General features: G+C 56.4%; 27 protein-coding genes. 15 read left to right on the top strand and 12 right to left on the bottom strand.

Going from position 1 to position 26,328, the window contains the following annotated elements:
- The first annotated feature begins 5 nt into the window (after positions 1–5).
- The 10 genes from AC2FJW_RS10440 (at position 6) to AC2FJW_RS10395 (ending at position 9,111) form a co-directional block, all read left to right on the top strand.
- Positions 6–599, top strand: a complete 594-nt coding sequence (locus tag AC2FJW_RS10440) for a 2-hydroxychromene-2-carboxylate isomerase (RefSeq protein WP_496696400.1) — start codon at positions 6–8, stop codon at positions 597–599.
- A gap of 69 nt (positions 600–668) precedes the next feature.
- Positions 669–1,232 carry a NifU family protein gene (locus tag AC2FJW_RS10435; protein WP_496750021.1) on the top strand — a complete coding sequence of 188 codons (564 nt, stop codon included), beginning with the start codon at positions 669–671 and terminating at the stop codon, positions 1,230–1,232.
- Positions 1,222–1,809 carry a tRNA (adenosine(37)-N6)-threonylcarbamoyltransferase complex dimerization subunit type 1 TsaB gene (gene tsaB, locus AC2FJW_RS10430; RefSeq protein ID WP_496750020.1) on the top strand — a complete coding sequence of 196 codons (588 nt, stop codon included), beginning with the start codon at positions 1,222–1,224 and terminating at the stop codon, positions 1,807–1,809. The genes AC2FJW_RS10435 and tsaB overlap by 11 nt, the downstream gene beginning before the upstream one ends.
- Positions 1,806–2,219 carry a GNAT family N-acetyltransferase gene (locus tag AC2FJW_RS10425; RefSeq protein WP_496750019.1) on the top strand — a complete coding sequence of 138 codons (414 nt, stop codon included), beginning with the start codon at positions 1,806–1,808 and terminating at the stop codon, positions 2,217–2,219. The genes tsaB and AC2FJW_RS10425 overlap by 4 nt, the downstream gene beginning before the upstream one ends.
- Positions 2,220–2,378: 159 nt before the next feature.
- Positions 2,379–3,377, top strand: coding sequence for a BMP family lipoprotein (locus tag AC2FJW_RS10420; RefSeq protein ID WP_142635539.1), 999 nt, complete (start codon positions 2,379–2,381; stop codon positions 3,375–3,377).
- A gap of 92 nt (positions 3,378–3,469) precedes the next feature.
- Complete coding sequence (locus AC2FJW_RS10415) at positions 3,470–4,999, top strand: ABC transporter ATP-binding protein (protein ID WP_496750018.1); 1,530 nt, start codon at positions 3,470–3,472, stop codon at positions 4,997–4,999.
- A gap of 1 nt (position 5,000) precedes the next feature.
- On the top strand, positions 5,001–6,092 hold the full coding sequence (locus AC2FJW_RS10410; protein WP_142635535.1) for an ABC transporter permease: 1,092 nt from the start codon (positions 5,001–5,003) through the stop codon (positions 6,090–6,092).
- 3 nt (positions 6,093–6,095) lie between these two features.
- On the top strand, positions 6,096–7,064 hold the full coding sequence (locus tag AC2FJW_RS10405) for an ABC transporter permease (protein WP_142635533.1): 969 nt from the start codon (positions 6,096–6,098) through the stop codon (positions 7,062–7,064).
- A gap of 356 nt (positions 7,065–7,420) precedes the next feature.
- Positions 7,421–8,341, top strand: a complete 921-nt coding sequence (locus tag AC2FJW_RS10400) for a sulfite exporter TauE/SafE family protein (protein ID WP_142635531.1) — start codon at positions 7,421–7,423, stop codon at positions 8,339–8,341.
- Positions 8,342–8,343: 2 nt separating this feature from the next.
- Positions 8,344–9,111: a TIGR02186 family protein gene (locus tag AC2FJW_RS10395; RefSeq protein ID WP_142635529.1), complete on the top strand. Its 768-nt coding sequence runs from the start codon at positions 8,344–8,346 to the stop codon at positions 9,109–9,111.
- A 4-nt stretch (positions 9,112–9,115) separates the two neighbouring features.
- Here AC2FJW_RS10395 and AC2FJW_RS10390 read toward each other — a convergent pair whose 3' ends face one another.
- The 6 genes from AC2FJW_RS10390 to AC2FJW_RS10365 all read right to left on the bottom strand — a co-directional run bounded on the left by AC2FJW_RS10390 (position 9,116) and on the right by AC2FJW_RS10365 (position 16,027).
- Positions 9,116–9,844: an SDR family oxidoreductase gene (locus AC2FJW_RS10390; protein ID WP_282021633.1), complete on the bottom strand. Its 729-nt coding sequence runs from the start codon at positions 9,842–9,844 to the stop codon at positions 9,116–9,118.
- Positions 9,841–11,373 carry an ATP-dependent DNA helicase gene (locus tag AC2FJW_RS10385; RefSeq protein WP_142635525.1) on the bottom strand — a complete coding sequence of 511 codons (1,533 nt, stop codon included), beginning with the start codon at positions 11,371–11,373 and terminating at the stop codon, positions 9,841–9,843. Before AC2FJW_RS10385 ends, AC2FJW_RS10390 begins: the two co-directional genes overlap by 4 nt.
- Positions 11,374–11,434: 61 nt before the next feature.
- On the bottom strand, positions 11,435–12,073 hold the full coding sequence (locus AC2FJW_RS10380) for an acyl-homoserine-lactone synthase (protein WP_282021634.1): 639 nt from the start codon (positions 12,071–12,073) through the stop codon (positions 11,435–11,437).
- A gap of 82 nt (positions 12,074–12,155) precedes the next feature.
- Positions 12,156–12,875 (bottom strand): helix-turn-helix transcriptional regulator, encoded by a 720-nt coding sequence (locus AC2FJW_RS10375; protein ID WP_496691781.1) that lies wholly within the window; start codon positions 12,873–12,875, stop codon positions 12,156–12,158.
- A 364-nt stretch (positions 12,876–13,239) separates the two neighbouring features.
- Positions 13,240–14,526, bottom strand: a complete 1,287-nt coding sequence (ccrA, locus tag AC2FJW_RS10370; protein WP_142635517.1) for a crotonyl-CoA carboxylase/reductase — start codon at positions 14,524–14,526, stop codon at positions 13,240–13,242.
- A gap of 115 nt (positions 14,527–14,641) precedes the next feature.
- A complete protein-coding gene (locus tag AC2FJW_RS10365) occupies positions 14,642–16,027 on the bottom strand; it encodes a 1-acyl-sn-glycerol-3-phosphate acyltransferase (protein ID WP_496696416.1) in 1,386 nt (461 codons plus the stop codon).
- Positions 16,028–16,156: 129 nt separating this feature from the next.
- Here AC2FJW_RS10365 and AC2FJW_RS10360 point away from each other — a divergent pair, with 129 nt between their 5' ends.
- The 3 genes from AC2FJW_RS10360 to deoD all read left to right on the top strand — a co-directional run bounded on the left by AC2FJW_RS10360 (position 16,157) and on the right by deoD (position 19,310).
- On the top strand, positions 16,157–18,139 hold the full coding sequence (locus AC2FJW_RS10360) for a protein meaA (RefSeq protein ID WP_496750128.1): 1,983 nt from the start codon (positions 16,157–16,159) through the stop codon (positions 18,137–18,139).
- Between the two features lie 125 nt (positions 18,140–18,264).
- On the top strand, positions 18,265–18,582 hold the full coding sequence (locus tag AC2FJW_RS10355; protein WP_496696418.1) for an H-NS histone family protein: 318 nt from the start codon (positions 18,265–18,267) through the stop codon (positions 18,580–18,582).
- Positions 18,583–18,599: 17 nt separating this feature from the next.
- Positions 18,600–19,310 (top strand): purine-nucleoside phosphorylase, encoded by a 711-nt coding sequence (gene deoD, locus AC2FJW_RS10350; RefSeq protein ID WP_496750017.1) that lies wholly within the window; start codon positions 18,600–18,602, stop codon positions 19,308–19,310.
- A gap of 287 nt (positions 19,311–19,597) precedes the next feature.
- Here deoD and AC2FJW_RS10345 read toward each other — a convergent pair whose 3' ends face one another.
- Both AC2FJW_RS10345 and AC2FJW_RS10340 read right to left on the bottom strand, forming a co-directional pair.
- Positions 19,598–19,738, bottom strand: a complete 141-nt coding sequence (locus AC2FJW_RS10345) for a hypothetical protein (protein WP_185956642.1) — start codon at positions 19,736–19,738, stop codon at positions 19,598–19,600.
- Between the two features lie 136 nt (positions 19,739–19,874).
- Positions 19,875–20,654, bottom strand: a complete 780-nt coding sequence (locus AC2FJW_RS10340) for a succinate dehydrogenase iron-sulfur subunit (RefSeq protein WP_142635506.1) — start codon at positions 20,652–20,654, stop codon at positions 19,875–19,877.
- A 254-nt stretch (positions 20,655–20,908) separates the two neighbouring features.
- On the opposite strand from AC2FJW_RS10340, the gene AC2FJW_RS10335 reads away from it, so the two are divergent.
- Positions 20,909–21,880 carry a glycosyltransferase family 4 protein gene (locus AC2FJW_RS10335; RefSeq protein WP_496750016.1) on the top strand — a complete coding sequence of 324 codons (972 nt, stop codon included), beginning with the start codon at positions 20,909–20,911 and terminating at the stop codon, positions 21,878–21,880.
- The gene (locus AC2FJW_RS10330; protein ID WP_496750015.1) at positions 21,873–22,739 is read left to right on the top strand and encodes an FkbM family methyltransferase; all 867 of its coding nucleotides are present in this window, start codon (positions 21,873–21,875) and stop codon (positions 22,737–22,739) included. Before AC2FJW_RS10335 ends, AC2FJW_RS10330 begins: the two co-directional genes overlap by 8 nt.
- Positions 22,740–22,817: 78 nt before the next feature.
- On the opposite strand, the gene sdhA is transcribed toward AC2FJW_RS10330, so the two are convergent.
- The 4 genes from sdhA to AC2FJW_RS10310 all read right to left on the bottom strand — a co-directional run bounded on the left by sdhA (position 22,818) and on the right by AC2FJW_RS10310 (position 26,280).
- Entirely contained in the window at positions 22,818–24,626 is a 1,809-nt protein-coding gene (gene sdhA / locus AC2FJW_RS10325) for a succinate dehydrogenase flavoprotein subunit (RefSeq protein WP_496700892.1), read from the bottom strand.
- A gap of 25 nt (positions 24,627–24,651) precedes the next feature.
- A complete protein-coding gene (locus AC2FJW_RS10320; RefSeq protein WP_142635498.1) occupies positions 24,652–25,023 on the bottom strand; it encodes a succinate dehydrogenase, hydrophobic membrane anchor protein in 372 nt (123 codons plus the stop codon).
- Positions 25,024–25,034: 11 nt separating this feature from the next.
- Positions 25,035–25,418, bottom strand: a complete 384-nt coding sequence (gene sdhC / locus AC2FJW_RS10315) for a succinate dehydrogenase, cytochrome b556 subunit (protein WP_142635496.1) — start codon at positions 25,416–25,418, stop codon at positions 25,035–25,037.
- A 199-nt stretch (positions 25,419–25,617) separates the two neighbouring features.
- Complete coding sequence (locus AC2FJW_RS10310; protein WP_496750014.1) at positions 25,618–26,280, bottom strand: DUF1194 domain-containing protein; 663 nt, start codon at positions 26,278–26,280, stop codon at positions 25,618–25,620.
- Between the last annotated feature and the right edge of the window lie 48 nt (positions 26,281–26,328).

Here is a 26,328-nt window from a genome sequence, read left to right as displayed (position 1 = left end):
CACCGATGCAACGCAGCATTCAATTCTGGTTCGAATTCGCCTCGACCTATTCTTATCTCAGCGCGATGCGTATCGAAGAGGCTGCCACCCGCCATGGCGTCTCGGTCGAATGGCAGCCTTTTCTGCTGGGGCCAATCTTTGCCACCCAAGGGTGGGATAATTCTCCGTTCAATCTGTACCCGGCAAAAGGTCGGTACATGTGGCGGGATATGGAACGCCTGGCCGCCCAGCGCGGCTTGCCATTTGTCCGGCCCGATCCTTTTCCGCAGAACGGCTTGAAAGCGGCCAGGTTAACATTGGCGATTGAAGATCAGGGGCAAAAAGCTGCCTTTGTGCGCGCCGTCTATTCTGCCGAATTTGCCCAAGGGCAGAACATCGCGGATGAGGCTGTTTTGGCCGGATGCCTCAGCTCTGCCGGGCTTGCCGCTGATTTACTTTCCCAGACCCAGAATCCGGCGATCAAAGCAGCGCTTATCGCGCAGACAAAAACCGCTCAGGCCAAAGGGCTTTTTGGCGCGCCCAGCTTTCTGGTCGGGGATGAGCTGTTCTGGGGCGATGATCGGCTGGACGACGCGATAAGCTTAGCTGCGGAAATTTAGAATCGTTCCAATTCTTGACTTCCAGCTCGTGGACCCGCATATCAGAGACAACAGATACGGAGCCGCGCCATGTTCATCCAGACCGAATCCACACCGAACCCTGCAACCCTGAAATTCCTGCCCGGCCAGACCGTGCTGGAAGCGGGCACTGCAGATTTCCCATCGGCTGAGGCTGCGGAAAAGTCGCCGCTGGCCAACAGCATTTTCGCTGTGAGTGGCGTGACCGGGGTATTTTTCGGCAATGACTTCGTGACCGTGACCAAAGCGGACGACGTTCAGTGGGACCACATCAAACCCGCCATTCTGGGCGCGGTGATGGAGCATTACCAGTCCGGCCAGCCGATCATGGGAGCGGATGCCAATACGGCCTCGGGCCATGCTGAACACAGCGGCGAAGACGCAGAGGTGGTCAACCAGATCAAAGACCTGCTGGACAGCCGTGTGCGCCCGGCAGTCGCGCAGGACGGGGGCGACATCACGTTTCACGGTTTTGACCGCGGCGTTGTCTACCTGCATATGCAAGGCGCCTGCGCAGGCTGCCCATCCTCGACGCTGACGTTGAAGATGGGAATCGAAAACCTGCTGCGTCACTACATTCCCGAAGTGACCGAGGTTCGCCCTGTTGCCGTCTGATCCTATCATTCTGGCGTTTGACACATCGGCCGCGCATTGCGCGGCCGCTTTGTTGCGCGGTGACCGGATTGTGGCGTCTTGTGTCGAGCCCATGTCGCGAGGGCAGGCCGAACGCCTAATGCCGCTGCTCGAAGAGGTGCTGTCAGCAGAGCAATGCTCATGGCGCGACCTGTCGGCAATCGGCGTTGGAATTGGCCCCGGAAATTTCACCGGCATCCGCATATCGGTCTCGGCCGCGCGGGGTCTGGCCTTAGGTCTGGGGATACCGGCCATCGGTGTGTCGGGCTTTGACGCACTTGCCACCCTGGACGGAGATGCACTGCCAGCGATCCGCGCGCCCAGGGACCAGGTCTATGTTTCGCGGCCTGATATGGAACCGGAACTGATCCAGCTTGATCAGGCAGAATCGCTAGGCACGCTGATGTTCAACGACAACCCAAAGGCTCAGGTCTGCGCTATTGCCCGCGTGACAGCGCAAAGATGGCAGACCACGACCGAGGCCCCCGCCCCCCTGTACATACGCCCCGCAGACGCGGCGCCCTCCAAAGACCAACCGCCGATGTTGTTGGACGGATGACCCCCGAAGACTTGGCCGAAACCCATGCGGCGGCCTTTACGAAAGCGCGCCCCTGGACCGCCGCAGAGTTTGCAGAGCTGCTGCAGAATCGCTTTACCCATATCGTGGGTGACACCCAGTCCTTTGCCCTTTTCCAGGCAATCGCAGACGAAGCCGAACTGCTGACGATTGCCACCCATCCCACAGTTCAGCGGCAGGGACTGGCTAGGGAACGTATGGTCGAATGGCACGCGGCTGCCAAAAAACTGGGCGCTATCCGGGCGATTCTGGATGTTTCCATCGCCAACCAGCCCGCGATTACACTTTACAAGCATTGCGGGTATCGTGTGTGCGGCACGCGCAAGAATTACTATACGGTTGAAAATAATCAGAAAATTGATGCCATCGTCATGGAATGCAATTTAACCTGAGACAGGTCGCGAATTTTCTTGGACCAAATGGTCAAAAATCTGTTGACCGCGGCGGTTGCAAACGGCCTTAATTCCCGCCATCACAACGGTTATGCTCGCTAACAGTGGGTAAACGGGGCTATCTTGGCTCCGACCGAAAAAAACAAACGGGAGTAACAAATGACCCTGATGAAATCCTTGATGGGCGCCGCAGCGGCGGTTGCACTGACAGCGGGTGCCGCACTGGCCGAACCGGCACTGATCTTTGATCTGGGCGGCAAGTTCGACAAATCGTTCAACGAAGCCGCGCATAACGGCGCCTCACGCTGGGCGGAAGAAACGGGCGGCACCTACCGCGAGATCGAAATGCAGTCCGAAGCGCAACGCGAACAGGCCCTGCGCCGCTTTGCCGAAGCAGGCTCGAACCCGATCATCACCATGGGTTTCGGTATGGCTGACCCGCTCAGCGCGGTTGTTGCCGACTATCCGGACACGAAATTCGTTGTTGTCGACGTAACCTGGCTGGACGCGCCCAACCTGCGTCAGGTTGGTTTCGCTGAACACGAAGGCTCGTATCTGGTTGGTATGATGGCTGCGATGGCGTCCGAATCCGGTACCGTTGGCTTCATCGGCGGCATGGATGTTCCGCTGATCCGTCACTTTGGCTGCGGCTATGCTCAGGGTGCCAAGGCGGTGAACCCCGATATCAACGTGGTTGCCAACATGACCGGCACAACGCCTGCGGCATGGAACGACCCGGTAAAGGGCTCGGAACTGACAAAGGCACAAATCAGCCAGGGTGCCGACGTGGTCTATGCCGCAGCTGGCGGCACCGGTGTTGGTGTTCTGCAAACCGCTGCTGACGAAGGCATCCTGTCAATCGGTGTCGACAGCAACCAGAACCACCTGCACCCGGGCAAAGTTCTGACCTCGATGCTGAAGCGCGTGGACGTCGCTGTTTATGAGGCGATGAGCGCAGGCGAGAACGTTGAGACCGGCGTATATATCATGGGTCTGGCCGAAGACGGCGTTGGCTATGCGATCGACGACAACAACGCTCCGCTGGTTTCGGATGATATGAAAGCAGCAGTCGACAAAGCCCGTCAGGACATCATCGACGGCAATGTTTCAGTTGTCAGCTACTACGAGAACGACAGCTGCCCAGCACTGCAGTTCTGATATCGCGCGGGTCGGGGGTGATGCTCCCGGCCCGATTCCACTTTGCTGCACCGGGATGACCGGGCAGTCCTTTCGGCAACTGAGGACAAGACATGACCGTCCCCGCCATTGAGCTCAAAGGGATATCCAAATCCTTTGGGCCGGTTCAGGCCAACAAAGACATTTCCATCAGCGTCGCCCCCGGTACGATCCATGGGATCATCGGAGAAAACGGTGCGGGCAAATCCACGCTGATGAGCATTCTCTACGGCTTTTACAAAGCCGACAAAGGTGAGATTTGGATCAACGGTCAAAAGACCGAAATCCCTGACAGCCAGACCGCGATCGCCTCGGGCATCGGGATGGTGTTTCAGCATTTCAAACTGGTCGAGAATTTCACCGTTCTGGAAAACATCGTGCTGGGCGCCGAGGATGGCGGGCTATTGGCCCCGTCCCTGACCAAGGCCCGCAAAGAGTTGAAAGAGCTGGAAGAAGAATACGAGCTGTTCGTGGATCCCGACAAACGGATCGACGAGATCGGTGTGGGGATGCAGCAGCGGGTCGAGATCCTCAAGGCGCTGTATCGCAAGGCCGAGATCCTGATTCTGGACGAACCGACGGGTGTTCTAACCCCCTCCGAGGCGGATCAGCTATTCCGCATCCTCGACCGGCTGCGGACCGAGGGGAAGACGATCATCGTGATCACCCACAAGCTGCGCGAGATCATGGAAAACACCGACACCGTGTCGGTTATGCGCCGCGGGCAAATGACGGCCACCGTGAAAACCGCCGAGACCAGCCCCGAAGAACTGGCCGAGCTGATGGTGGGCCGCAAGGTTCTGCTGCAGGTCGACAAGGTTCCGGCGCAGCCCGGCAAGCCCATCCTCGAGATTGAAAACCTGCGTGTTTTCGACAGCGCTAGCGTCGAGCGTGTCAAAGGCATCGACTTGACCGTGCGCGCTGGTGAGATCGTGGGCATCGCAGGCGTCGCCGGCAATGGCCAATCCGAACTGCTTGAGGTTCTGGGCGGGATGCGCCCGGGCCAGGGCCAGATCAAACTGAACGGCACGCCGCTTGCGCTCAGCGGGGTGGGGTCAGATGGCCAGGCGCGGCGCGCGCAGCACATTGCGCATGTGCCCGAAGACCGCCAGCGCGAAGGCCTGATCATGGATTTCCACGCCTGGGAAAACGTGGCCTTCGGATATCACCGTGACCCGGCCTATCAACGCGGCATCTTCATGGATAATGCGGCGCTGCGCGCTGATACCGAAGCCAAGATCGAAAAGTTCGATGTGCGCCCGCCGAACCCCTGGCTGTCGGCCAAAAGCTTTTCGGGCGGCAATCAACAGAAGATCGTCGTCGCGCGTGAAATCGAACGTAACCCAGACCTGCTGTTGGTTGGTCAGCCGACCCGAGGCGTGGATATCGGGGCGATCGAATTCATTCACAAACAGATCGTCGATCTGCGCGACCAGGGCAAGGCGATCCTGCTGGTCTCGGTCGAGCTGGAAGAGATATTCTCGCTGTCGGATCGAATCGCGGTCATGTTTGACGGACATATCATGGGCGAACGCCTGCCCCATGAAACTGATGAAAAAGAACTTGGCCTGTTGATGGCCGGTGTTGCGGGAGAGGCAGCGTAACATGGAAAAAATGCCCAAATGGGCCGATGTCGTTCTGATCCCGGTGATCAGTCTGCTTCTGGCCGCAATCCTGTCGGCGCTGGTCATCCTCGCCATTGGCGAAAACCCGATCGAAGCGGTGAACCTGATGGTCACCGGCGCGCTGGGATCGACCTATGGCTGGGGCTATACGCTGTATTACGCCACGAATTTCATGTTCACCGGACTCGCTGTGGCGGTCGCCTTTCACGCACGGCTGTTCAACATCGGTGGCGAAGGTCAGGCGATGCTGGGCGGGCTTGGCGTGGCCGTGGTGTGCCTTTACATCGACTGGCCGCATTGGAGCATCGCCTTGCTGGCCGCCTGTGCCGCATCGATGGTGTTCGGGGCCGCTTGGGCCGCCATACCGGCCTATCTGCAGGCCAAACGCGGCAGCCATATCGTGATCACCACGATCATGTTCAACTTTATCGCTGCGGCCTTGCTGAACTATATGCTGGTCAACGTCATGCGCCCGCAGGGCTCGCAAGACCCGGCGACTGCGCGTTTCCCCGAGGCGGTACACCTGCCGACGTTCCAGTCGATGTTCTCGACCGCTGAAAATGTCGTGTTCCGTGGCGCGCCTGCCAATATCTCATTCTTTGTTGCAGTCCTGGCCTGTGTGATCGTTTGGGCGCTGATCTGGCGCACCCGGCTGGGCTATGAGATCCGCGCCTATGGGCATTCGGAAACCGGTGCCGTCTATGCCGGTATTTCTCCGGTTCGGATCACCATCATCGCCATGCTGATCTCGGGCGCGCTGGCTGGTCTGATGGCCACGAACAACGTGATGGGTGAGGCAGAGCGGCTGGTTCTGAACTCGACCGAGGGCGCTGGCTTTATCGGTATCGCCGTGGCGCTGATGGGTCGGTCCCATCCGTTTGGGGTGTTTCTGGCGGCGCTGCTGTTTGGTTTCCTCTATCAGGGCGGGGCCGAGCTGGCGCTATGGACGTCGATCCCGCGCGAGCTGATCGTAGTCATTCAGGCCCTGGTGATCCTGTTCACCGGCGCGCTTGACAACATGGTCCGCATGCCGCTCGAGAAGCTGTTCCTGGCCATGCGGAAGGAGGGCTAAGCGATGGATACTTTCGTTACCCTCATCCAGGTCCTCGATTCGACCGTCCGCTTGGCCACGCCGCTGTTGCTGGCATGTCTGGCCGGTCTGTATTCCGAACGCGCCGGTATTTTCGACATCGGGCTTGAGGGCAAGATGCTGATCGCGGCGTTCTTTTCTGCCGCCGTCGCCGCCGTGACCGGATCGGTCTGGCTGGGATTGCTGGCCGGAATCGCGGCCTCGCTTGTTCTATCCGCATTGCATGGGGTGGCCTCGATCACCTTTCGGGGCAACCAGCTGATTTCGGGCGTCGCCATCAACTTTCTGGCCTCGGGGCTGACGGTCCTGATCGCGCAAAGCTGGTTCAAGCAGGGCGGGCGTACCCCCTCGCTGTTTGGCGGAGGGCGCTTTGAACCGATCACCTTCCCTTTTGCGGATGCCGTGAGCGATGTCCCTTTCCTTGGGCCAATCTATTCCGAGCTGCTGTCCGGCCATTCAATCCTTGTCTATGTGTCATTCCTTCTGGTCCCGACAACCTGGTGGGTTTTGTACCGCACCCGCTTTGGCCTGCGCCTGCGCGCGGTGGGTGAAAACCCAGCCGCGGTGGATACGGCCGGGGTTTCTGTCGTTGGGCTGCGTTTTGCGGCCGTCGCAATCTGTGGTGTGCTGTGCGGCATAGCCGGTGCCTATCTGGCCACGGCCTTGCAAGCTGGCTTCGTCAAGGAAATGACCGCCGGTCGCGGGTTCATCGCGCTGGCCGCCCTGATCTTTGCAAAATGGCGGCCATGGCACGCGATGTGGGCTTGCCTGCTGTTCGGACTGTTGCAAGCGGTTGCGTTGCGGTTCCAAAATATTGACCTGGGTGGCGTGGTGATTCCTGTGCAGGTCATGGATGCGCTGCCATATATCCTGACCGTCGTCATTTTGGCCGGCTTTGTCGGCAAGGCTGTTCCACCGAAGGCCGGTGGCGAACCCTATGTAAAAGAGCGGTAATAGGTCCAGTTTGAAACACACGTCAGTCCTGTTCGCTGCATGGCGGCATGTAGAGTTGATTTTACATGCCGCAACGGCTCTAAAGGGGCATGGATGTGTTTCCAGTGACAGCTGATTTGAGAGAGTTTCTCGCCGGGGTGCCGGATGCTAGGTCTTGCGCTTGGTCTAAGGGGATACTCCCTATCAAAACGCCTTCTGCGGATGCACAGATTCAGACTGGTCCAAGCCGCCAGCCCTGCTTTACCCTGCCTCGCCAAGGGCGTGATTCTGCGCGTCAGATACGAACCCTTTCACAAATTCCAGAAGTCGAATGTGTCACATTGCGCGACGCAGCTGGCCCTAATTACTAGTACCTCATGCAAATTTACCTTCCTATCGCTGAAGTTTCCGTAAACGCCTTTCTGCTGCTGGGGTTGGGCGGCATGGTCGGCATCCTATCAGGGATGTTCGGGGTCGGCGGCGGGTTTCTGATGACCCCGCTGTTGTTTTTCATTGGCATCCCACCAGCAGTTGCCGTAGCCACCGAAGCGAACCAGATTGTCGCCTCGTCCTTTTCTGGTGTTCTGGCCCATTTCCGCCGAAAGACGGTCGACCTGAAGATGGGCACGGTATTGCTGGTCGGGGGACTGATCGGTGCTGCGTTCGGGGTGGTGATCTTCAACTATCTCAAAAGCCTCGGACAAGTCGATTTGCTCGTAACCCTGTGTTACGTGGTCTTTCTGGGCGTCGTCGGCAGCTTGATGTTCATCGAAAGCCTGAACGCGCTGCGTAAATCCAAAAAGGGCACCGCCGCCCCTGTTGCACGTCGTCAGCGCGGCTGGATTCACGCGATGCCGTTCAAAATGCGGTTCCGTACATCGGGCCTCTATATCTCGGTCATCCCCCCCGTCCTGGTCGGGCTTAGCGTAGGTATCCTTTCTGCGATCATGGGCGTCGGAGGCGGCTTTATCATGGTTCCTGCCATGATTTACCTGCTGGGAATGCCCACCAAAGTCGTTGTCGGCACCTCCCTATTCCAGATTATTTTCGTAACAGCGTTCACCACGATGCTGCACGCGACAACCAACTACACAGTCGACATTGTTCTGGCTGTGTTGTTGCTGGTCGGCGGCGTGATCGGGGCGCAGATCGGAACGGTGATCGGCGCACGAATGCCTGCCGAGCAGCTGCGCGTATTGCTGGCTGCACTGGTCTTGGTGGTTTGTGGCAAGCTGGCGCTGGATCTGCTTCTGGAACCCTCCGAGCTCTACTCGCTCGGCGTTGCAGGGGGGCACTGATCATGCTGAGACGGTTGATCCTGCTACTCGCCCTTTGTGTCACCCCGGCCATCGCCGAGGAGGAACAGGTCGTGCTTGGCCTAAGTCAGGACCGGGTTGCCATCACGGCGAATTTCGATGGCTCGGAAATTCTTATTTTCGGTGCCGTGAAACGTGAAACGCCGATCCCTTCCGGCCCACCGCTTCAAGTTATCGTGGCCGTTGCAGGCCCCTCGAGCCCAGTGACGGTCCGGCGAAAAGAACGCAGGCTGGGTATCTGGGTCAACACCGACAGCGTCCTGGTCGACCTTGCGCCCAGTTTTTATGCGGTTGCCACCAGCGCTCCGCTTACAGAAATCCTGTCAGATACAGAAGACTTGCGGTACAGGATCTCGATTGAACGGGCCATTCGGTCAGTGGGTGCCGCGATGAATATCCGGGGCGCGCAGAATTTTGCCGAGGCCGTCGTTCGCATCCGTGAGGATGAGGGCTTGTATTCTATCCGCGAAAATACGGTTGCGGTGGACGAGCAGACATTGTTCCGAACCTCAATCGACATGCCAGCCGATTTGACCGAAGGCGCCTATTTCGCGCGCATATACCTGACCCGCGGCCGAGAGGTTGTTTCCCAGTTCGAGACCACAATCGACGTGCGGAAGGTCGGGCTGGAACGGTTCCTCTACAACATGTCCCGTCAGCAGCCGGTCTGGTATGGCCTGATGTCTTTGGTCATTGCCATCGCGGCGGGTTGGGGAGCGTCCACAGCCTTCCGACTATTGCGCGAGAACTAAAGCCCTATCCACGCCCGATATAGGGCATCGTAGTGGCCATGACGGTCATGAACTGGACGTTTGCCTCTGCAGGCAAAGACGCCATGTGCAGTACAGAACGTGCGGCATCGTCAACAGCCATCGTCGGGTCGGGCTGCTGCCCTCCCGCGATGGCGTTTTCAACCAGGTTTTGCACCATCTGTGTTCGCGCGTTGCCAATATCGATTTGACCACATGCGATACCAAAGGCGCGCCCGTCCAGTGATAGGCTGCGTGTCAGGCCTGTTATCGCGTGTTTCGTAGCGGTGTAATGGACCGAATTCGGACGCGGTACATGCGCGGCGATCGAACCGTTATTGATGATCCTTCCGCCTTGCGGGGCCTGATGCCGCATGATGCGAAAGGCTTCGCGCGCGCTTAGGAACATCCCGTTCAGGTTCACGCTGACGCTCTGGTACCAATCCTCCAACTGGATTTCGTCTATCGTGCCGCCGGGGGCAAAGATTCCGGCATTATTGAATAATACGTCAAGACGTCCCGCCTCATTCTGGAATGTCTCGAAAGCACCCGAAACAGCGGTGGGGTCGGTAACATCGGTCACCAAGGGGATCGCATTCTTGTGCCTTTCAGCCAATTCGTTCAGCACATCCGCGCTGCGCGCCAGCAGCCCGACCGCCCAGCCCTCGGCCAAAAACAGCTCGGCAGTTGCCCGTCCGATGCCTGAACTGGCGCCTGTGATTATGATGGATTTCATATCTCTTCGGCCTCCAGGGTCAGCGTCGCAGCCGGAGCCGCGCGCAAATCATCCACGCGCAGCGGATAAGTGGGCTTGGCCAGCCTGTTGCGCACCACCCAAATCAACCTTTCTTGCGCCCGCGTGATCGCAACATAAGCCAGACGTTTCCACAAAGGTTGCCCAGCCTCGGTTCGCCCCATCCGGGCAGCCGCATATATATCCGGCGCAAACACCTGTACCGTGTCCCATTGTGACCCCTGCGCCTTGTGAATAGTCACTGCTGCGCCATGCAAAAAGGTTGCCCCCATACGCGCAGCAAATGGAATAAACGGTTCTTCCTCATCAGGCATTTCGATTTTGACAATCGACGCTGCACTGACCTGAGGATCCTCGGCCCCCATCACATGCAGGCGCGAAAACCCCGGTTTTCGTCCTGGCCCCAGATAGATGACCTGAGCACCCTTGATTAGCCCGCGCGCCTCAAGATCCAGTCTTTTCTTGCGGTGCTTCAGCGGCAGTTCGATTCCATCGCAAATCAGCGGCTCTCCCGCCAGAAGCTCGGTGTCGGGTGCAGCGTGAACATTGCGGAAGGCCTGAATCAAGCGAATTCGGGTGGCATTTCGCCAGACCAGAACCGGGCTGCGGGCCATTAGGTCAACTTCAACACGCTGCCCCCAAACAACACGGTCATCCTGTCGGGCGGTCTGTTCGACAAGCCGTTCAAAATCCTCAAACCCCATCTGAGGGTCGGCCAGCGCATGCGCGAGGTCCAGGATCGGGTTGTCTGCCGTCTGCCTGTGGACCCTGTGCAATACCTGCTTTCGCGGCTCGGGCAGAGTCTCGAATACCATGCTGCCGGACTGATTGACCGGGGCGAGCTGCGCCGGATCGCCAAAAAGCAACAGGGTCGGAAAGATCTCTTTCAGGTCTTCGAACTGCCGGTCATCCAGCATCGAGGCCTCATCTACAAAGCCTATGTCCAGCGGCTCCTCCCGACGCTTCCAGCCGGTGATAAAGTCGGACCCACGAAGGCCCGCAGCGGCCAGCGCGCCGGGGATCGACTTGTTGTTCTGATAAAAAGCGGCCGCCCGGTCCAGGGCTTCGTCAGTCAACCCTTCAACCTCGGGGCGTTCATCGTTGCCCGCCAGCCATTCGGCAATGCGTTCATATTCCGGGTCATAAACCGGCGTATAGAGGATGCGGTGGATCGTGGTCGCAGGCACACCCCGCAGGCGCAAAACACTGGCGGCCTTGTTCGTTGGCGCAAGAATGGCCAAGCTGCGTTTCTCGCGCGCTTTGCGGCTTTCGAAATCACCGGAAACAATCTGAAGACCCGCGTCAGCCAATGCTTTGTAAAGCTCTGCCAGCAGTAGCGTTTTCCCTGAACCCGCCTTGCCGATCACGGCCATCACCCCGGATTCGCCATTGCCGGGCATTTTCAGCAGAGCATCATCATCCAGGTCCACACCGGCAGATTTCAGCATCTCGGAAATGCTGTCATAGGCGGCGGCTTGATCGTCAGAAAAGGTTACTGTGGGTATAGACATGGCGCGACCCTACAGGGCCAGGCCAGCTATCGCCAGATATGGAATTGGCTTTCAGACCCCGTCAGGCGGACAGGGCAAACCGGTGTTGCCGGACAGTGCCAAACGCGGCTTTGAACCACATCCTGGACAGCTCACGTGGGATGCCCGCCCGTTCAGCCACCCGATTGCAATCCTCGGCCGAATAGGGCCAGAGCCCAACCGAAATCTGATCACGCCCTTTCCCTTGTGACCCCAGAACGACTGGAGACGAACCGATCAGACGGTAGATCCGAATCATGCGCGCATCAAAGACGCCTGCAATATGGGTCAGCCCGAACCCTTCCATGATTTCGCCGCCGCTCAGCATGATGGCACCGGCAGTATGGGCACTGGCCGTTCGTGACAGGCAGAACCGCGTCACCTCCCAGATCAGCGGGCTGTGGACAGGCTTACCTCCTGTCAGATGCCCAAACACCTCATTCACCATGACAGGTCCTGTCGTCGGCAAAACCCGCATCGACCCCCCATGACTGCCATCCTCTTCTTCCCAGATGACATAGAGCGGATTCAGGTCATCATACTGATCCCGCTCTTCTCCTTTTTCGTCCACGTGAACATCCCAGCCCAGCCGCGTTTTGAACTGATCCGCTCGATCCCGGAACATCCCTTGGGCCAAATTCGGAAACTTATGTAGTTCGTCGGCAAACAAATAGCGCAACATGACTTTTCCCCTTGTCGTCCTGTGCAGGAACGAAGGGGGTACAAAGTCGTGGTTAATTTCCCGTTTTTCGCGCGCGCGCTTGTTAAACCACTATTAATCCACGGCTGAGTGCTGTTGCGATGGCATGGGTTGTGTTCTGCGCCCCAAGCTTGGCACGCGCACTTTCAATATAGACACGCAGCGTATGTTCCGAGATTGACAGTGAGTGCGCGACTTGTGCCCGGCTGTATCCAAGCGCCAGCAAGGTCATGGCATCCGTCTCACGAGGCGACAGGCCCCGGGTCGTATCCGGCTGCCTGTCGGTTTCGAACTCCAGAGCCTTTCGGTTAAAGTAATGCGCGATCAAAATCAGCTCGCGGCCATGGGCCTCGATGAAGGACTTCCATTTCTCATCATCACATGAGTGATTCACTGTGAATAAGGCAAACTGGCCGTTCGGCCCCCGGATGGGGATCGAATAACCCTGATTGCCAACTCCATGTTCAAGGGCATCTTGCAAAAAGGCTTTCGCCACTTTTCCAGACCAGTCCAGCAATTTCCAGTCAACCGGGTGGAACCGTTGGAAACACCCCAGGATCACCGGATCTATGCGGTGATAATTCCGCTCACGGTATCGCTCGGCCCAAGCGTCCGGGTAAGTTGTATAGCCGTATTGATCCCCGGCACCATCAACCCAATGATAGATAAGATGTTCAACCTGCAGCCGGTCGCGCAATCGAACGGCTACATCGCCCAACTCGTCAAGCGTGTTGGTGCTTTCCAAGTCCTCTAGGACCTGACTCATGTCGAGTTGTGTTCCCATTCGCGGGCGCCTGTGCCTTATCCTGCATGGACGCAATCTCGGCCGCTGCGATCAACTTGGTATCATCAAGCTGCTCGGCAAGTGCGGTCAAACCGTTTTCAACAGCGAAGGCGTTGAGGTCCGACAAAACGTCCAGTATCCACTCATTATGCGCCATCTAAAGTCTCTCCGAAACGGTTAACGAAGGGTTAACACAACCATAACATGTGAGATGCTTTTAAGCCTATTCACTGGTTTCTACTCCCCAAAACTAGCGGGTCACGATTTCGCAACCCACTGTAATTATTGCCTAATGCCTAGAAATAGATGCACCCGCGCTCGCTCGATGCGATTCGCGGGTGCTAATATTCTTTTTTTTGGGGGCTCAGCCTTTTGCGTCTAGAACCTCTTCAAGCGTGCGCAAGCCCGTCTGCGGCGCCTGAACCAGAACCGACATGTTGCCTGGTTTATGCTCATTCCGCATCATCTTCATATGCGCGTCGGGCAATTCACCCCAGGCAAACACTTCGGACATGCAGGGATCCAGACGGCGTTCGACCATCAGTTGGTTCGCGGCAGCAGCCTGCTTGAGATGCGCAAAATGCGAACCTTGCAGGCGTTTCTGATGCATCCACATATAGCGAACGTCGAAAGTCAGGTTATAGCCGGTGGTACCGGCGCAGATCACAACCATACCACCTTTTTTCACGACAAAGGTCGACACCGGAAATGTGCTTTCGCCGGGATGTTCAAACACCATGTCGACATTCTTGCCTTTGCCGGTGATTTCCCAGATCGCCTTGCCGAATTTGCGCGCCTCTTTGAACCAGTCCGCATATTCCGGTGTGTTTACTGTGGGCAACTGACCCCAGCAGTTAAAGTCTTTGCGATTCAGCACGCCCTTGGCGCCCAGCCCCATAACAAAGTCACGCTTGCTTTCGTCTGAGATCACGCCGATCGCGTTGGCGCCTGCGGTATTGATCAGCTGGATCGCATAAGAGCCCAGGCCGCCCGAGGCACCCCAGACCAGAACGTTCTGGCCCGGCTTCAGATCATGCGGCTCGTGCCCGAACAGCATCCGATACGCGGTCGCCAGCGTCAGAGTATAGCAAGCGCTTTCTTCCCAGGTCAGGTGCTTGGGGCGCGGCATCAACTGCTGGGCTTGAACGTTGGTGAACTGTGCAAAAGACCCATCCGGCGTTTCATAACCCCAGATCCGCTGGCTGTCCGAATACATCGGATCGCCACCATTACAATGTTCGTCGTCGCCATCGTCCTGGTTGCAGTGAATGACAACCTCGTCGCCCACTTTCCAGCGCGTTACTTTCGAACCCACGGCCCATACGATCCCCGAAGCGTCAGAACCGGCGATATGATACGGGGCCTTGTGGCCGTCAAAGGGCGAGATCGGCTTGCCCAGGGATGCCCAGACGCCGTTATAGTTAACGCCCGCCGCCATCACCAGAACCAACACCTCGTGGCTGTCCAGCTCTGGTACGTCCACGACTTCCTGGACCATCGCAGTATCCGGTTCCCCGTGGCGTTCCTTACGGATTGCCCATGCATACATTTTCTTAGGCACAAACCCCATCGGAGGGATTTCACCCATTTCATAGAGGTCTTTTTCCGGCGCGTCGTAAGTTGCGATACCGCTGTCGGTGTCCAGAGCCATGTTGGCCTCCTTATTTCTCATTCCTGTTTGCCGCGATGCAGAAGCGCTTGCGTTGGATGATGAGATATTGGCCTGAAGGAAATAATGCAATATATTTTGCATCATTTTTGTAATTTTATGACCCAGCGCCTGCAGAAACTTCTTTCGCTGCCGCAGCATCAGGCCAGCCGTCGCCAATCGGGGCTGAGGCTGCATAGTAGTCGAGCAGATCAACCCTTTGCCCGGATTGAGATATTTTCCCACCTTCTCGTTTCAGAATTCTGCGTTCGACCAGCTGATCCAAGGCAGCTGAAACCGCAGACTCATCCTGATCACCCAAAGTTCCGTCACGTTGCAAAAACCCGGTGATCAAGCTTTTAAGCTCGTCTTCGGGCATTTCTCCTTTGGTGCGAACCAGCCAGCACGCTGCAGGAACAGGCGCCTGCGGAATCGCTTCTTTGATCCGTTGCATGAGTTCGCGCGCGAGATCAGTCATTACATCGTCATGGGCGGTGCGAAATTCCTTCAACGAGATAGGGTGACCATATCGCACCCCAGCAAATCCAAACCGCTGGTAGCGACCGGTTAGGCGCCTACCTATTTGTTTCAATATCCACCCAGTTATGACCCCGATCCGGGCACGAAATTGCCTTTGATTGCCAAGTGCGGCCTTGGTCAGGATCGTATCTTCAAGAACCCGGTCATAGTTTAGCGCAACGGGAACAAACACCACATCCGCCCCATCCGCGCTGGCACCATCGATTATGTATTTCAAAAGCCCCAGCTTGGGGCGTGCCATAGCCCCCGTCAGGCTCAGCCCGCCTTCGGGGAACATAGCCTGTGTGACACCGGCATCGGTGGCATGCCGGACATAGCAGGCCAATACCTGACGATAGAGTTCGCTGCCGGACTTGCGGCGAATAAAATAGGCCCCCATCGCACGAATCAACCGACTGAGCGGCCAAACACGCGCCCATTCGCCAACAGCATAAGACAAAGCCGATTGCTGGGCCGCCAGATAGGTGACCAGCACATAATCCATGTTGCTGCGGTGGTTCATCACAAAAACAACTGTCGCATTTGGATCAATATCTTTCAGGGCATCTTCATCCTGATAACTAAGCCGTACATCATAAAAGGCGTTGCTCAGAATCCGCGCCAACCGGATGGCGATACTGAAATAGGCAACGGCGGAAAAAGAAGGCACGATCTCGCGCGCATACCGCTGGGCCTGTTCAAAGGCGACCGCTTCGGGGATGCCTTCTTCACGTGCGTGCTGCTGCACGGCCTGCCCTACCTGAGGATCATAGATCAGGCGTTGAATCATATCGTGGCGTCGGGCCAGCTTGAACGGCTGTATCGGGCGCTGCAGGCGCGTGTTCAGGCGTTTGACCGCGCGCTCCAACCTACGACGAAAAAACCACCGCACAGACGGAAACAGAAAATGCGAGGCCAGTGTGACCGCGGCGAATACCAGGATCAACAAAAACAGCCAAAGCGGAAGTTCCACGGTCTGTGTCATAAATGCACCCTGCCACCAATCGCTGCATCCCACAATCGGCACAACCGGAAATGCCGCGACGCAGCGAATTGACATGTCCCGAAAATTGCGCTTTAGAACCCATGAACGCAATTTTCTTGCCCACCCGCAATACGAGGCCCAGCTATGACGCAGACGCAGAAAGATCGCCCCTGGCTCATCCGAACCTATGCCGGTCATTCCACCGCCAAAGCGTCCAACGCGCTGTATCGCGGGAATCTGGCCAAGGGTCAGACGGGTCTGTCAGTGGCCTTCGATCTGCCGACGCAAACCGGCTATGACAGCGATCACACGCTGGCACGCGGCGAGGTTGGTAAAGTGGGTGTACCGATCAGCCATCTGGGCGACATGCGGGTTTTGTTCGACCAGATCCCGTTGGAACAGATGAACACGTCGATGACGATAAACGCCACGGCTCCTTGGTTGCTGGCGCTCTATATAGCGGTTGCCGAGGAACAGGGCGCCGATGTCTCGAAACTGCAGGGCACGGTTCAGAACGATCTGATCAAGGAATACCTAAGCCGCGGCACTTATGTCTGCCCGCCGAAACCGTCGCTCAAGATGATCGCGGATGTGGCCGAGTATTGCTATTCCAATGTGCCGAAATGGAACCCGATGAATGTGTGTTCCTATCACCTGCAAGAGGCTGGCGCGACGCCCGAACAGGAACTGGCCTATGCGCTGGCTACCGCCATCGCCGTTCTTGACGAGTTGCGCCCGCGCGTCCCGGCCGAGGATTTCCCAGCATTGTGCGGACGGATTTCGTTCTTTGTGAATGCCGGCATCCGCTTTGTCACCGAGATGTGCAAAATGCGCGCCTTTGTGGATCTTTGGGATGAAATCCTGCAACAACGTTATGACGTTGAAAACCCGAAATTCCGCCGCTTCCGTTATGGGGTGCAGGTGAACTCACTGGGACTGACCGAGCAGCAGCCGGAAAACAACGTCTACCGTATCCTGATCGAAATGCTGGCGGTGACCTTGTCGAAAAAGGCCCGTGCCCGCGCGGTTCAGCTGCCCGCATGGAACGAGGCCCTTGGCCTGCCCCGCCCGTGGGATCAGCAGTGGTCGATGCGGATGCAACAGATTCTTGCCTATGAAACCGACCTGCTGGAATATGGCGATCTGTTCGACGGCAACCCGGCCGTAGACGCCAAAGTCGAAGAATTGAAACAGGGCGCGCGGGCCGAACTGGCGAACCTGGATTCGATGGGGGGTGCTGTCGCTTCGATCGAATACATGAAGTCCCGTTTGGTCGATTCCAACGCAGAGCGCCTCAACCGGATCGAGCGCAACGAGACCATTGTGGTCGGCGTGAACAAATGGACCGAGGGCGAGCCCTCACCCCTGGAAACCGAAGACGGCGGCATCATGGTCGTTGATCCGGCAGTAGAGCAGGAACAGATCAACCGCCTGAACGAATGGCGCACCGAACGGGATGGCGCGGCAGTTGCAGCAGCGCTGGCCGCTTTGCGTGAGGCCGCACAATCCGGTGCGAATGTAATGGAGCCGTCAATCGTCGCCGCCAAGGCTGGCGTCACCACCGGCGAATGGGCCGAAGAGATGCGCAAGGTCTATGGCACATATCGCGGCCCGACCGGCGTTTCCGGCTCGGTCTCGAACAAAACCGAAGGGCTGGAGGAGTTGCGTGCGGCGGTCGACGCGGTCAGTGACAAGCTGGGGCGTCGCCTGAAATTCCTGGTCGGGAAACCCGGTCTGGACGGCCATTCAAATGGCGCTGAACAGATCGCCTTCCGCGCCCGCGATTGCGGCATGGACATCAGCTATGACGGCATCCGTCTGACACCCGAGGAAATTGTGGCCGCCGCAATCGAGGACAAAGCCCATGTGATCGGCCTGTCGATTCTGTCCGGCAGTCACATACCGTTGGTTCAGGACGTTCTGAACCGTCTGCGCGAGGCGGGCCTGAACGATGTTCCTGTTGTTGTCGGTGGCATTATCCCTGATGACGATGCTGAAAAACTCAAAGCGATGGGTGTGGCCAAAATCTACACGCCAAAAAACTTCGAGTTGAATGCAATCATGGGCGACATAGTTTCCTTGGTTGATCCGCAAAACCTGGCCGCTGAATAACCGCCGATTTGCCACCCATTTTCCCCGTATCTATCGCCTTCGCGAAAGGGATAGATAATGGATGCTTTTAGAACTACGGTGACTCTTCGGGGACATTGTAATTCGGTAACATCAGGGGAATGTAAATGGGAATGAATCTCGAAAAGATGACGCGCAATGAACTGTTGGAATTGCGTGCCAATGTAGATGTAGCGCTGAAAGCAGCCGAAAGACGTGACAGGAAAGAGGCTTTGAAAGCCGCTCAGAAAGCCGCAGCGGAATTTGGGTTTTCCCTTTCCGAACTTTCTGATGGGTCCTCGAAATCTCTTAAGGTATCGAAAACAAAAGCAAAATACCGAAATCCATCCAACCACGATCAAACCTGGTCGGGACGCGGTCGCAAGCCGCATTGGGTACACGAAGCTTTGAAAGCCGGAGCGGATATTTCGGATATGGAAATCTGAATGGAATTGATAACGAAATGACGATTCATATAGGCGCCGAAAAAGGCGAAATCGCTGAAACAGTTCTTTTACCCGGTGATCCTTACCGGGCAAAATGGGCTGCAGAAACTTTTCTGGATGACGCCAAACTGGTGAATGACGTGCGTGGCATGTTGGGCTTCACCGGAACCTGGAAAGGTAATCCGGTCACGATTCAAGGCAGCGGTATGGGAATGCCCTCGCTGTCAATTTACGTGAATGAATTGATCCGCGATTTTGGCGCCAGAACTTTGATCCGTATAGGGTCATGTGGCGGGATGCAGGACAGTGTGAACATTCGTGATGTCATTTTGGCGATGACTTCGACCACGCTCAGCACGCCGTCTCGGGGGATCATGAAAGAGCTCAACTTTGCACCTTGCGCGGATTGGAGCCTGTTGCAGGCCGCCTTTCAGGCTGCGGCAAACAAAGGAACACCAACTCATGTTGGCGGGATTTATTCCTCGGATGTATTCTACGATGAACGTCCCGATCTGAACGAACAGATGGTGCGTCACGGCATTCTGGGCGTCGAAATGGAAGCCGCCGAACTTTACATCCTGGCCGCGCGCCACAAGTGCCGGGCCCTTGCCGTGCTGACCGTTTCCGACCACTTGCTGACAGGAGAAGCTCTGCCATCGTCCGAACGTGAAAGCAGCTTTGGCGACATGGTTGAGATCGCACTTCAGGCGGCGTTTCCAAAGGCTTAGCAAACGGGTTGGGGCAGGGTCGACCCTGTCCCGCATTGGCTATCTACCGGTCGATCCCTTTAAACACTGCTTGGGGCTTTCCGCCCCATCGGTCTGAGCACCGCAAAACGAACAGACCCATTGCCCTTCTTTTCGGTGCTGGCGCCAGCGGCATTCACGCGTCAGTGACGAAGTACGGGCGCGCCACAGAAAATAGGCGAATACGGCGGCAGCAAGAAGCAGAAGAAAAACAGGCATTCTCCTGCTTTGCTGATCAGTCGGTTGTTTTCAAGCCCTGCAATCGCAGATCAGGCAGCATTTGCGTATTCGAACAGCTCTGGCATCCGCTCTGAAGTGGGGATTACCGTTTCTGGCGTATAATAGGCCCATGCCTGTTCCAGCAATTCCAGGGCTTCGGCGGCATCAGCGGAGTTGGTTTTGGTTCTCATCGGAGTGATCCCATTGTGACATAATCACTCCTCCCTGAGCCAAACATAGGACAGGCTGCAGGCGTTCACACCACATATTCTTGCAAATGGGAATTGCACCTGCCGCAACACAGCAGGCACATGGATCAAGTCCGCCTCACACCGTGCGTTCGACCATCATCTTTTTGATCTCGGCGATTGCCTTTGCAGGGTTCAGACCCTTCGGGCAGGTTTTGGCGCAGTTCATGATCGTGTGGCAACGATACAGCTTGAACGGATCTTCCAACTCATCCAAGCGCTCACCAGTTGCCTCATCTCGGCTGTCAATGATCCAACGATATGCATGCAGCAGAGCCGCCGGGCCAAGATAGCGGTCGCCATTCCACCAATAACTTGGGCACGAGGTCGAGCAGCTGGCGCACATCACACATTCATAAAGACCATCCAGCTTTTTGCGATCTTCAATGGATTGCTTCCACTCTTTCGCAGGCCGGTTGGTCTTGGTTTCTAGCCAGGGCATGATGCTTGCGTGCTGGGCATAGAAATGGGTCAGGTCCGGAATCAGGTCCTTGACCACAGGCATATGGGGCAAAGGATAGATTTTCACATCGCCCTTGATCTCATCCATGCCATAGATGCAGGCCAGCGTGTTGATCCCGTCGATATTCATCGCACAGGACCCACAAATGCCCTCGCGACAAGACCGGCGGAAGGTCAAGGTTGGGTCGATCTCATTCTTGATCTTGATCAGCGCATCCAAAATCATCGGACCGCAGCTGTCCATATCGACGAAATAGGTATCCACCCGGGGATTTTGACCGTCGTCAGGATTCCAGCGATAGATCTGGAACTTGCGCACATTCGTCGCGCCCTCTGGCTTGGGCCATGTCTTTCCGGTGGTAATCCGAGAATTTTTTGGCAGGGTGAGTTGTACCATTTCCGACCTCGCTAAATTCCCGTGTATAGATACACGCTGCAAGTGCGAAAGCCAACCATTTAGCCTTGAAAACAGTCAATAAAGATGGGTGATTTCACCTTTACATTGAGCTTATGTGCATGGAGTCTGCACCCGAGAAAGCAAAAGCTGAGTGCCGTATGCAGACACGAGTATTGAATATTCCCTACGGCACCAAAAACCCCTATCAAAACATGATGTACAGCGCATGCGAGCCAGAGTTTTCTCTAGCTGCAATGAAACAGCTGAACTTTGCAGAGATTGCGAAACCAGAATTTCAGACCGAACACGGAATCCTGCATATCCAATGGGATGACAGGCTGTTTCCGATCATGGATGGTGAAGATCCCGCGAACAACGCCCTGTTTCAAGATGCCGTGTCGGGACTTGAGCTGTATAAATCAAACGGTGGTCGCGTCATCTGGACCATTCACAATCGCGCCGCGCATTCAGCGCGTGAGGGCAACGATGGATTTCACGCGGCGCGACGCAAGTTGGCAGAGCTGGTCGATATGATCCATGTCCATACCCCAAATGCGCGACAACATATGATCGCCCAATATGACGCTGAACCAAATAAGATTTGCCTGATCCCTCACCCAAGCTATCTAGGAGTTTATGAAAGCGCCGAAATCACGCTTGCGCGCCTGATGCAACCACGCGATCAGACCCATTTTTTGACCTTTGGCGCGATGCGCGGAAACCGCGAGTTGGACCGGCTTCATTTCGCCATCCGGAAGCTAACCAACAGGGGTTTCGACTTTCATATGTCAGTGGTCGGCCGAGTCTTTCGGCCCAGTCGGCGATTGGTACGACGGCTGGACGCCATTTCAAACGTAACCGTGATAGGCGAACGCGTAGAAGATGAGGCCATTCCGAGTGTGTTTTCCCAAGCTCACGCCTATGTTTTGCCATCTACACAAACCTTCACCTCTGGAACCGCAATGCTTGCCATGACCTTCGGCTTGCCAGTTGTCGCCCCGGACATTGAACCCCACCGGCAGACGACCCCGGAATCCTGTCATGATCTACTGTATCCCGCACAAAACCCTCGAGGACTGATCCGCATGATGATGAAGGTGATGGAAATGTCCGATTCAGAACTCGCTGAAAAACGTAGGGCGTGCTTCGAATTCGCTCAGGAGCGCGCGCCAGAGCGGATCAGCCGCAAGTTGGCCGAAGCGCTTACGGTTCTAAGAAATGGATAATCTTTTCAGCGCCCGCATTTCTGCTTTGTACGATCTTCTGGATTTGACCAGTATTGTACGCATTGCCGATATTGGCGCCAATCCAATGCGCCATGACGCCCCTTACCGAGACCTACTAAAGAACAAATTTTGCAATGTCGTCGGTTTCGAACCTCAGGAAAATACGATGAAAGAGGTCGTCCGCAATAAAGGTGAAAATGAAGAGTATTTCAACTTTGCAGTCGGAGACGGCAAACCGGCCTTGTTGAATATCTACAAGGGCTCGGGTTTGACATCCTTGCTGAAAATAAGGGAAAAAACACTTTTTTACCTGCGCGGCCTACGCAAAGCTGCAAGGCAAATTGGCAGTATGGAGATGCAAACCCAGCGGCTGGATGATATCGCAGGTTTGGGTCCAGTGGATTTTCTGAAAATTGACATTCAGGGCGCCGAACTTTCGGTGTTTACCTCGGCGGAAAACACGCTGAAAAATGTCGCCGCCATACAGACCGAAGTATCGTTTTTTCCATTGTACGAGAATCAGCCAGGTTTTGGCGAGGTTGACACATTTCTCAGAAAATTGGGGTTTTTGCCCCATAGTTTTGCGCATATCGAGAACAGGCTGGTCATATCGAAATGGTCAGGAGTTCTTTCGGACTTTGAATCGACACAAATGCTGGACGGGGACATTATCTATCTCAGAGACTTGTCTGATCCTGCAGAGCTGAACAGCCAGATACTAAAGCGACTGGCAATTCTAACCGAAGGTGTTTTTAGGTTCACAGATGTCAGCCTGAAAATTCTCGATATATTGGCACAGCGTCAGGAAATCTCTGAAGCCGATGTGAATGAGTACATTGAAACATTCATCTCGCCATAGCCGATTGGCTAAGTACAGATATTACTTACCCATAGAATTTGAGCAGTCCGGTGGTTGGTCGCGGACTGCCCAATCACATCAGAAAGTCCGCGCCTTGGGCGCGATTTTCTTCAGGCTGATTCCGCCTTCTGCTTCGGTGCTCAGCGGATCGACGATCACCGGGCGATAGCTGAGATCGACCTTGTTGCCGTCCACGCGGGACACCGTGTGAACGCGCCAGTTTTTGTCGTCGCGTTCGCTGAAATCCTCATGCGCATGGGCACCACGGCTTTCCTTGCGCGCTTCGGCACCGACGATGGTGGCCAACGCACTTGGCATCAGGTTGGTCAGTTCCAGCGTTTCCATCAGATCGCTGTTCCAGACCAGCGAGCGGTCGGTGACTTTCAGGTCGTCCATCTTGGCGGCAATCGCCGTCATCTTTTCAACGCCTTCAGCCATGGTTTTGGCGGTGCGGAATACGGCCGCGTCAGCCTGCATGGTCTTTTGCATCTCAAGCCGCAGATCGGCGGTCGGGATCGCTCCGCTGGCGTTACGGACGGTGTCAAAGCGATCAAAGGCTTTGTCGACCGACCCCTGGTTCAGAACCGGGTTGGCGCTATCGGCATCCACAACCTTGCCGGCCCGGATCGCCGCCGCGCGGCCAAAGACCACCAGATCGATCAGCGAGTTTGAGCCCAAACGGTTCGCCCCATGGACCGAGGCACAACCCGCCTCACCCACAGCCATCAGGCCGGGCACGACAGCGGTTGGATCATCGGCGGTGGGGTTCAGAACTTCACCCCAATAGTTGGTCGGGATACCGCCCATGTTGTAATGCACGGTCGGCAGAACCGGGATCGGCTCTTTGGTCACGTCCACACCGGCAAAGATCTTGGCGCTTTCGGAAATACCCGGCAGACGCTCGGCCAAAGCCTCGGCAGGCAAGTGGCTAAGGTTCAGGTGGATGTGGTCGCCCTCTGCACCCACACCGCGCCCTTCGCGGATTTCCATAGTCATTGAGCGCGAGACATAGTCGCGCGGTGCCAGGTCTTTGTACTGAGGCGCATAACGCTCCATGAACCGTTCGCCTTCGGAATTAGTCAGGTACCCGCCCTCACCCCGCGCACCTTCGGTGATCAGACAGCCCGAGCCGTAGATGCCGGTCGGGTGAAATTGAACGAACTCCATATCCTGCAGCGCCAGACCCGCGCGGGCCACCATACCGCCACCGTCACCGGTACAGGTATGGGCCGAAGTGGCGCTGAAATACGCCCGGCCATAGCCGCCGGTCGCCAGCACCACCATCTTGGCGTTGAAGACATGCATGGTGCCATCGTCCAGCTTCCAGCAGACGACACCCTGACACTGTCCGTCGTCGGACATGATCAGGTCGATGGCGAAATATTCGATGTAGAACTCAGCATTGTTTTTCAACGACTGACCATAGAGCGTGTGCAGGATTGCGTGGCCGGTCCGGTCAGCAGCGGCACAGGTCCGCTGAACCGCGGGGCCTTCACCAAATTCGGTGGTGTGGCCGCCAAAGGGACGCTGATAAATCTTGCCTTCCTCGGTCCGGCTGAAGGGCACACCGTAATGCTCTAGCTCATAGACCGCCTTGGGTGCCTCACGTGCGAGGTATTCCATCGCGTCGGTGTCGCCCAGCCAGTCCGAGCCCTTGACCGTGTCGTACATATGCCACTGCCAGTGGTCAGGACCCATATTCGACAGCGACGCCGCGATGCCGCCCTGCGCGGCAACCGTGTGCGAGCGGGTCGGGAACACCTTGGTCACGCATGCCGTACGCAGACCCTGTTCCGCCATACCCAGCGTTGCGCGAAGACCTGCACCACCTGCGCCTACGACAACAACGTCGTATTCGTGGGTTTCATATTCATATGCTGCTGTCATTGTACTTATTCCTTACCGCGCATCATCACAGGGCGAGTTTCACCAGGGCGAACAGCCCCGCAACCATCAGCGTGTAGCCAAACGCCCACATCGCAACCAGCGTCACTTTTTCGGCGACACCATGGATATAGTCTTCGATGGCCTCCTGCGCTTCGTACATCAGCTGCAACAGGGCAACGATCAGTGTCAGCGCGCATACGATCGCCGGGAAGGGGCGACTGAAATAAGCCAGAACCTCTTCGTAGGTTCCGCCCAGACCGGCACCAAATGTGAAGATGAAGAGAGGAATCAGAACGGTCAGGATCATGGCCCGGACCATTGTGTTCCAATGTGTTTGGGTTCCGGATTTGCCCGCTCCCAGACCCTCGGCGCGTTTACGGTCAGTCAGGTATCGCATCGAACGTCTCCTTAAACCACAAGAACGGTGATGATGGTCAGGATCGTGGCACCAACGAACATGCCCCATCCCAGCTTTTCAGAGAGATCAACATCCAGGCAGTAGCCGAAATCCCAAAAGACATGACGCAACCGGCCCAATGTGTGGTACCACAAACCCCAGGCCGCTCCGGTCATGACAAGATCACCGAACCAGCTGCGCAGAAACCCGTCTATGCCTGCAAAGGCCGCCTCGGAGGTTGCCGCCGCCAACAGCCACCACACCACAAGTGCTGCGATTGCGAACACGGCCAATCCAGTCATCCGAACCATGATCGACGACAGAGACGTCATCTGTGGGCGGTAGATGCGGATATGCGGTGAGAGCGGGCGGTTGCCCCGATTTACATCGCTCATGGCGGCTCCTTTTCGGTTGGCTTCCGAAGGTTTTACTGGTTTTTGCGACACTGTCACGTGCTGCAGCTGCAAAAAAGCTCAGAATTCGCGCAAAATGACAGATTAAGCGATAAAGTGATCACACAAAATATTCTTGTGATCACAAATCAAATAAGACGAAACAGATGTTAGCGCCTGCAGCTCCGAATCCCTGCCACACTTATTTCAGACCGGCCGTTTGCTCGGTCACTTCCCGCAACAGTTTCTTTCGGATGCGGGCCGGATAATCCTCGAACCCGGCCGCCGAAACGACAAACGCTCCCTCACCTACAATGACGTTCTCAAAGAAATAGGCCGTCAAGTCGGGTTCGCTTTCCTCGATGGCGATGGCATTTACCGTGACACCTTTCCCACGCAACACATCGTGAATCTCGGACGGTTCAACCCCTTCGTTGGAAACCCCATCACCCGAGATATCAATCAGGTGCCGTTTGCATTCGGTTACCTCGCTGAAACTGGACATTGTGGTCTCAAGCGCCTCACCGATTGCAGTCGAAAAATTGCGCCAGACTCTAGCATCCGCAGCCACCTGTCTGGCGAAACTATCTATGGCTTCAAAGCTATCCATATGTGTCCAGGGGATCGTCACCTTCTGACGAGAGGCTCCGGTCCATTGGACCAGCATCAACCGCGCATTCCCGCGCACGAGCGCCTCGGAGACGATGGGGTCACGCAATCCAGCGGCCAGGCCGTCCATTTGTATGCGGTATTCGTTCGAATCCACCGATCCCGAGACATCAACGGCCAGAGCCAAAGCAAGATCACACGCCTCGGCGGTCGGGGCCAGAAAGAAACAGGCGACGAAAGAGCGAAGCAGAGACATGGTCGCATCCTAGCACGAATATTGCAGGCTGCGTTCAAATGAATGTGG

The organism is Ruegeria sp. CDSA020 (assembly GCF_059612345.1).
This window is presented reverse-complemented; position numbering and strand designations above follow the sequence as displayed.

What these genes read in the sequence shown, in the direction of transcription:
- AC2FJW_RS10390 (WP_282021633.1), bottom strand. Translation starts at nt 9,844, where the DNA reads ATGAAATCCATCATAATCACAGGCGCCAGTTCAGGCATCGGACGGGCA.
- AC2FJW_RS10345 (WP_185956642.1), bottom strand. Translation starts at nt 19,738, where the DNA reads ATGAGAACCAAAACCAACTCCGCTGATGCCGCCGAAGCCCTGGAATTG.
- AC2FJW_RS10425 (WP_496750019.1), top strand. Translation starts at nt 1,806, where the DNA reads ATGACCCCCGAAGACTTGGCCGAAACCCATGCGGCGGCCTTTACGAAA.
- ccrA (WP_142635517.1), bottom strand. Translation starts at nt 14,526, where the DNA reads ATGGCTCTGGACACCGACAGCGGTATCGCAACTTACGACGCGCCGGAA.
- deoD (WP_496750017.1), top strand. Translation starts at nt 18,600, where the DNA reads ATGACGATTCATATAGGCGCCGAAAAAGGCGAAATCGCTGAAACAGTT.
- AC2FJW_RS10400 (WP_142635531.1), top strand. Translation starts at nt 7,421, where the DNA reads ATGCAAATTTACCTTCCTATCGCTGAAGTTTCCGTAAACGCCTTTCTG.
- AC2FJW_RS10380 (WP_282021634.1), bottom strand. Translation starts at nt 12,073, where the DNA reads ATGTTGCGCTATTTGTTTGCCGACGAACTACATAAGTTTCCGAATTTG.
- AC2FJW_RS10385 (WP_142635525.1), bottom strand. Translation starts at nt 11,373, where the DNA reads ATGTCTATACCCACAGTAACCTTTTCTGACGATCAAGCCGCCGCCTAT.
- sdhC (WP_142635496.1), bottom strand. Translation starts at nt 25,418, where the DNA reads ATGAGCGATGTAAATCGGGGCAACCGCCCGCTCTCACCGCATATCCGC.
- sdhA (WP_496700892.1), bottom strand. Translation starts at nt 24,626, where the DNA reads ATGACAGCAGCATATGAATATGAAACCCACGAATACGACGTTGTTGTC.
- AC2FJW_RS10320 (WP_142635498.1), bottom strand. Translation starts at nt 25,023, where the DNA reads ATGCGATACCTGACTGACCGTAAACGCGCCGAGGGTCTGGGAGCGGGC.
- AC2FJW_RS10355 (WP_496696418.1), top strand. Translation starts at nt 18,265, where the DNA reads ATGGGAATGAATCTCGAAAAGATGACGCGCAATGAACTGTTGGAATTG.
- AC2FJW_RS10375 (WP_496691781.1), bottom strand. Translation starts at nt 12,875, where the DNA reads ATGGGAACACAACTCGACATGAGTCAGGTCCTAGAGGACTTGGAAAGC.
- AC2FJW_RS10395 (WP_142635529.1), top strand. Translation starts at nt 8,344, where the DNA reads ATGCTGAGACGGTTGATCCTGCTACTCGCCCTTTGTGTCACCCCGGCC.
- AC2FJW_RS10310 (WP_496750014.1), bottom strand. Translation starts at nt 26,280, where the DNA reads ATGTCTCTGCTTCGCTCTTTCGTCGCCTGTTTCTTTCTGGCCCCGACC.
- AC2FJW_RS10415 (WP_496750018.1), top strand. Translation starts at nt 3,470, where the DNA reads ATGACCGTCCCCGCCATTGAGCTCAAAGGGATATCCAAATCCTTTGGG.
- AC2FJW_RS10435 (WP_496750021.1), top strand. Translation starts at nt 669, where the DNA reads ATGTTCATCCAGACCGAATCCACACCGAACCCTGCAACCCTGAAATTC.
- AC2FJW_RS10440 (WP_496696400.1), top strand. Translation starts at nt 6, where the DNA reads ATGCAACGCAGCATTCAATTCTGGTTCGAATTCGCCTCGACCTATTCT.
- AC2FJW_RS10420 (WP_142635539.1), top strand. Translation starts at nt 2,379, where the DNA reads ATGACCCTGATGAAATCCTTGATGGGCGCCGCAGCGGCGGTTGCACTG.
- AC2FJW_RS10340 (WP_142635506.1), bottom strand. Translation starts at nt 20,654, where the DNA reads ATGGTACAACTCACCCTGCCAAAAAATTCTCGGATTACCACCGGAAAG.
- AC2FJW_RS10410 (WP_142635535.1), top strand. Translation starts at nt 5,001, where the DNA reads ATGGAAAAAATGCCCAAATGGGCCGATGTCGTTCTGATCCCGGTGATC.
- AC2FJW_RS10405 (WP_142635533.1), top strand. Translation starts at nt 6,096, where the DNA reads ATGGATACTTTCGTTACCCTCATCCAGGTCCTCGATTCGACCGTCCGC.
- AC2FJW_RS10335 (WP_496750016.1), top strand. Translation starts at nt 20,909, where the DNA reads ATGAAACAGCTGAACTTTGCAGAGATTGCGAAACCAGAATTTCAGACC.
- AC2FJW_RS10330 (WP_496750015.1), top strand. Translation starts at nt 21,873, where the DNA reads ATGGATAATCTTTTCAGCGCCCGCATTTCTGCTTTGTACGATCTTCTG.
- AC2FJW_RS10365 (WP_496696416.1), bottom strand. Translation starts at nt 16,027, where the DNA reads ATGACACAGACCGTGGAACTTCCGCTTTGGCTGTTTTTGTTGATCCTG.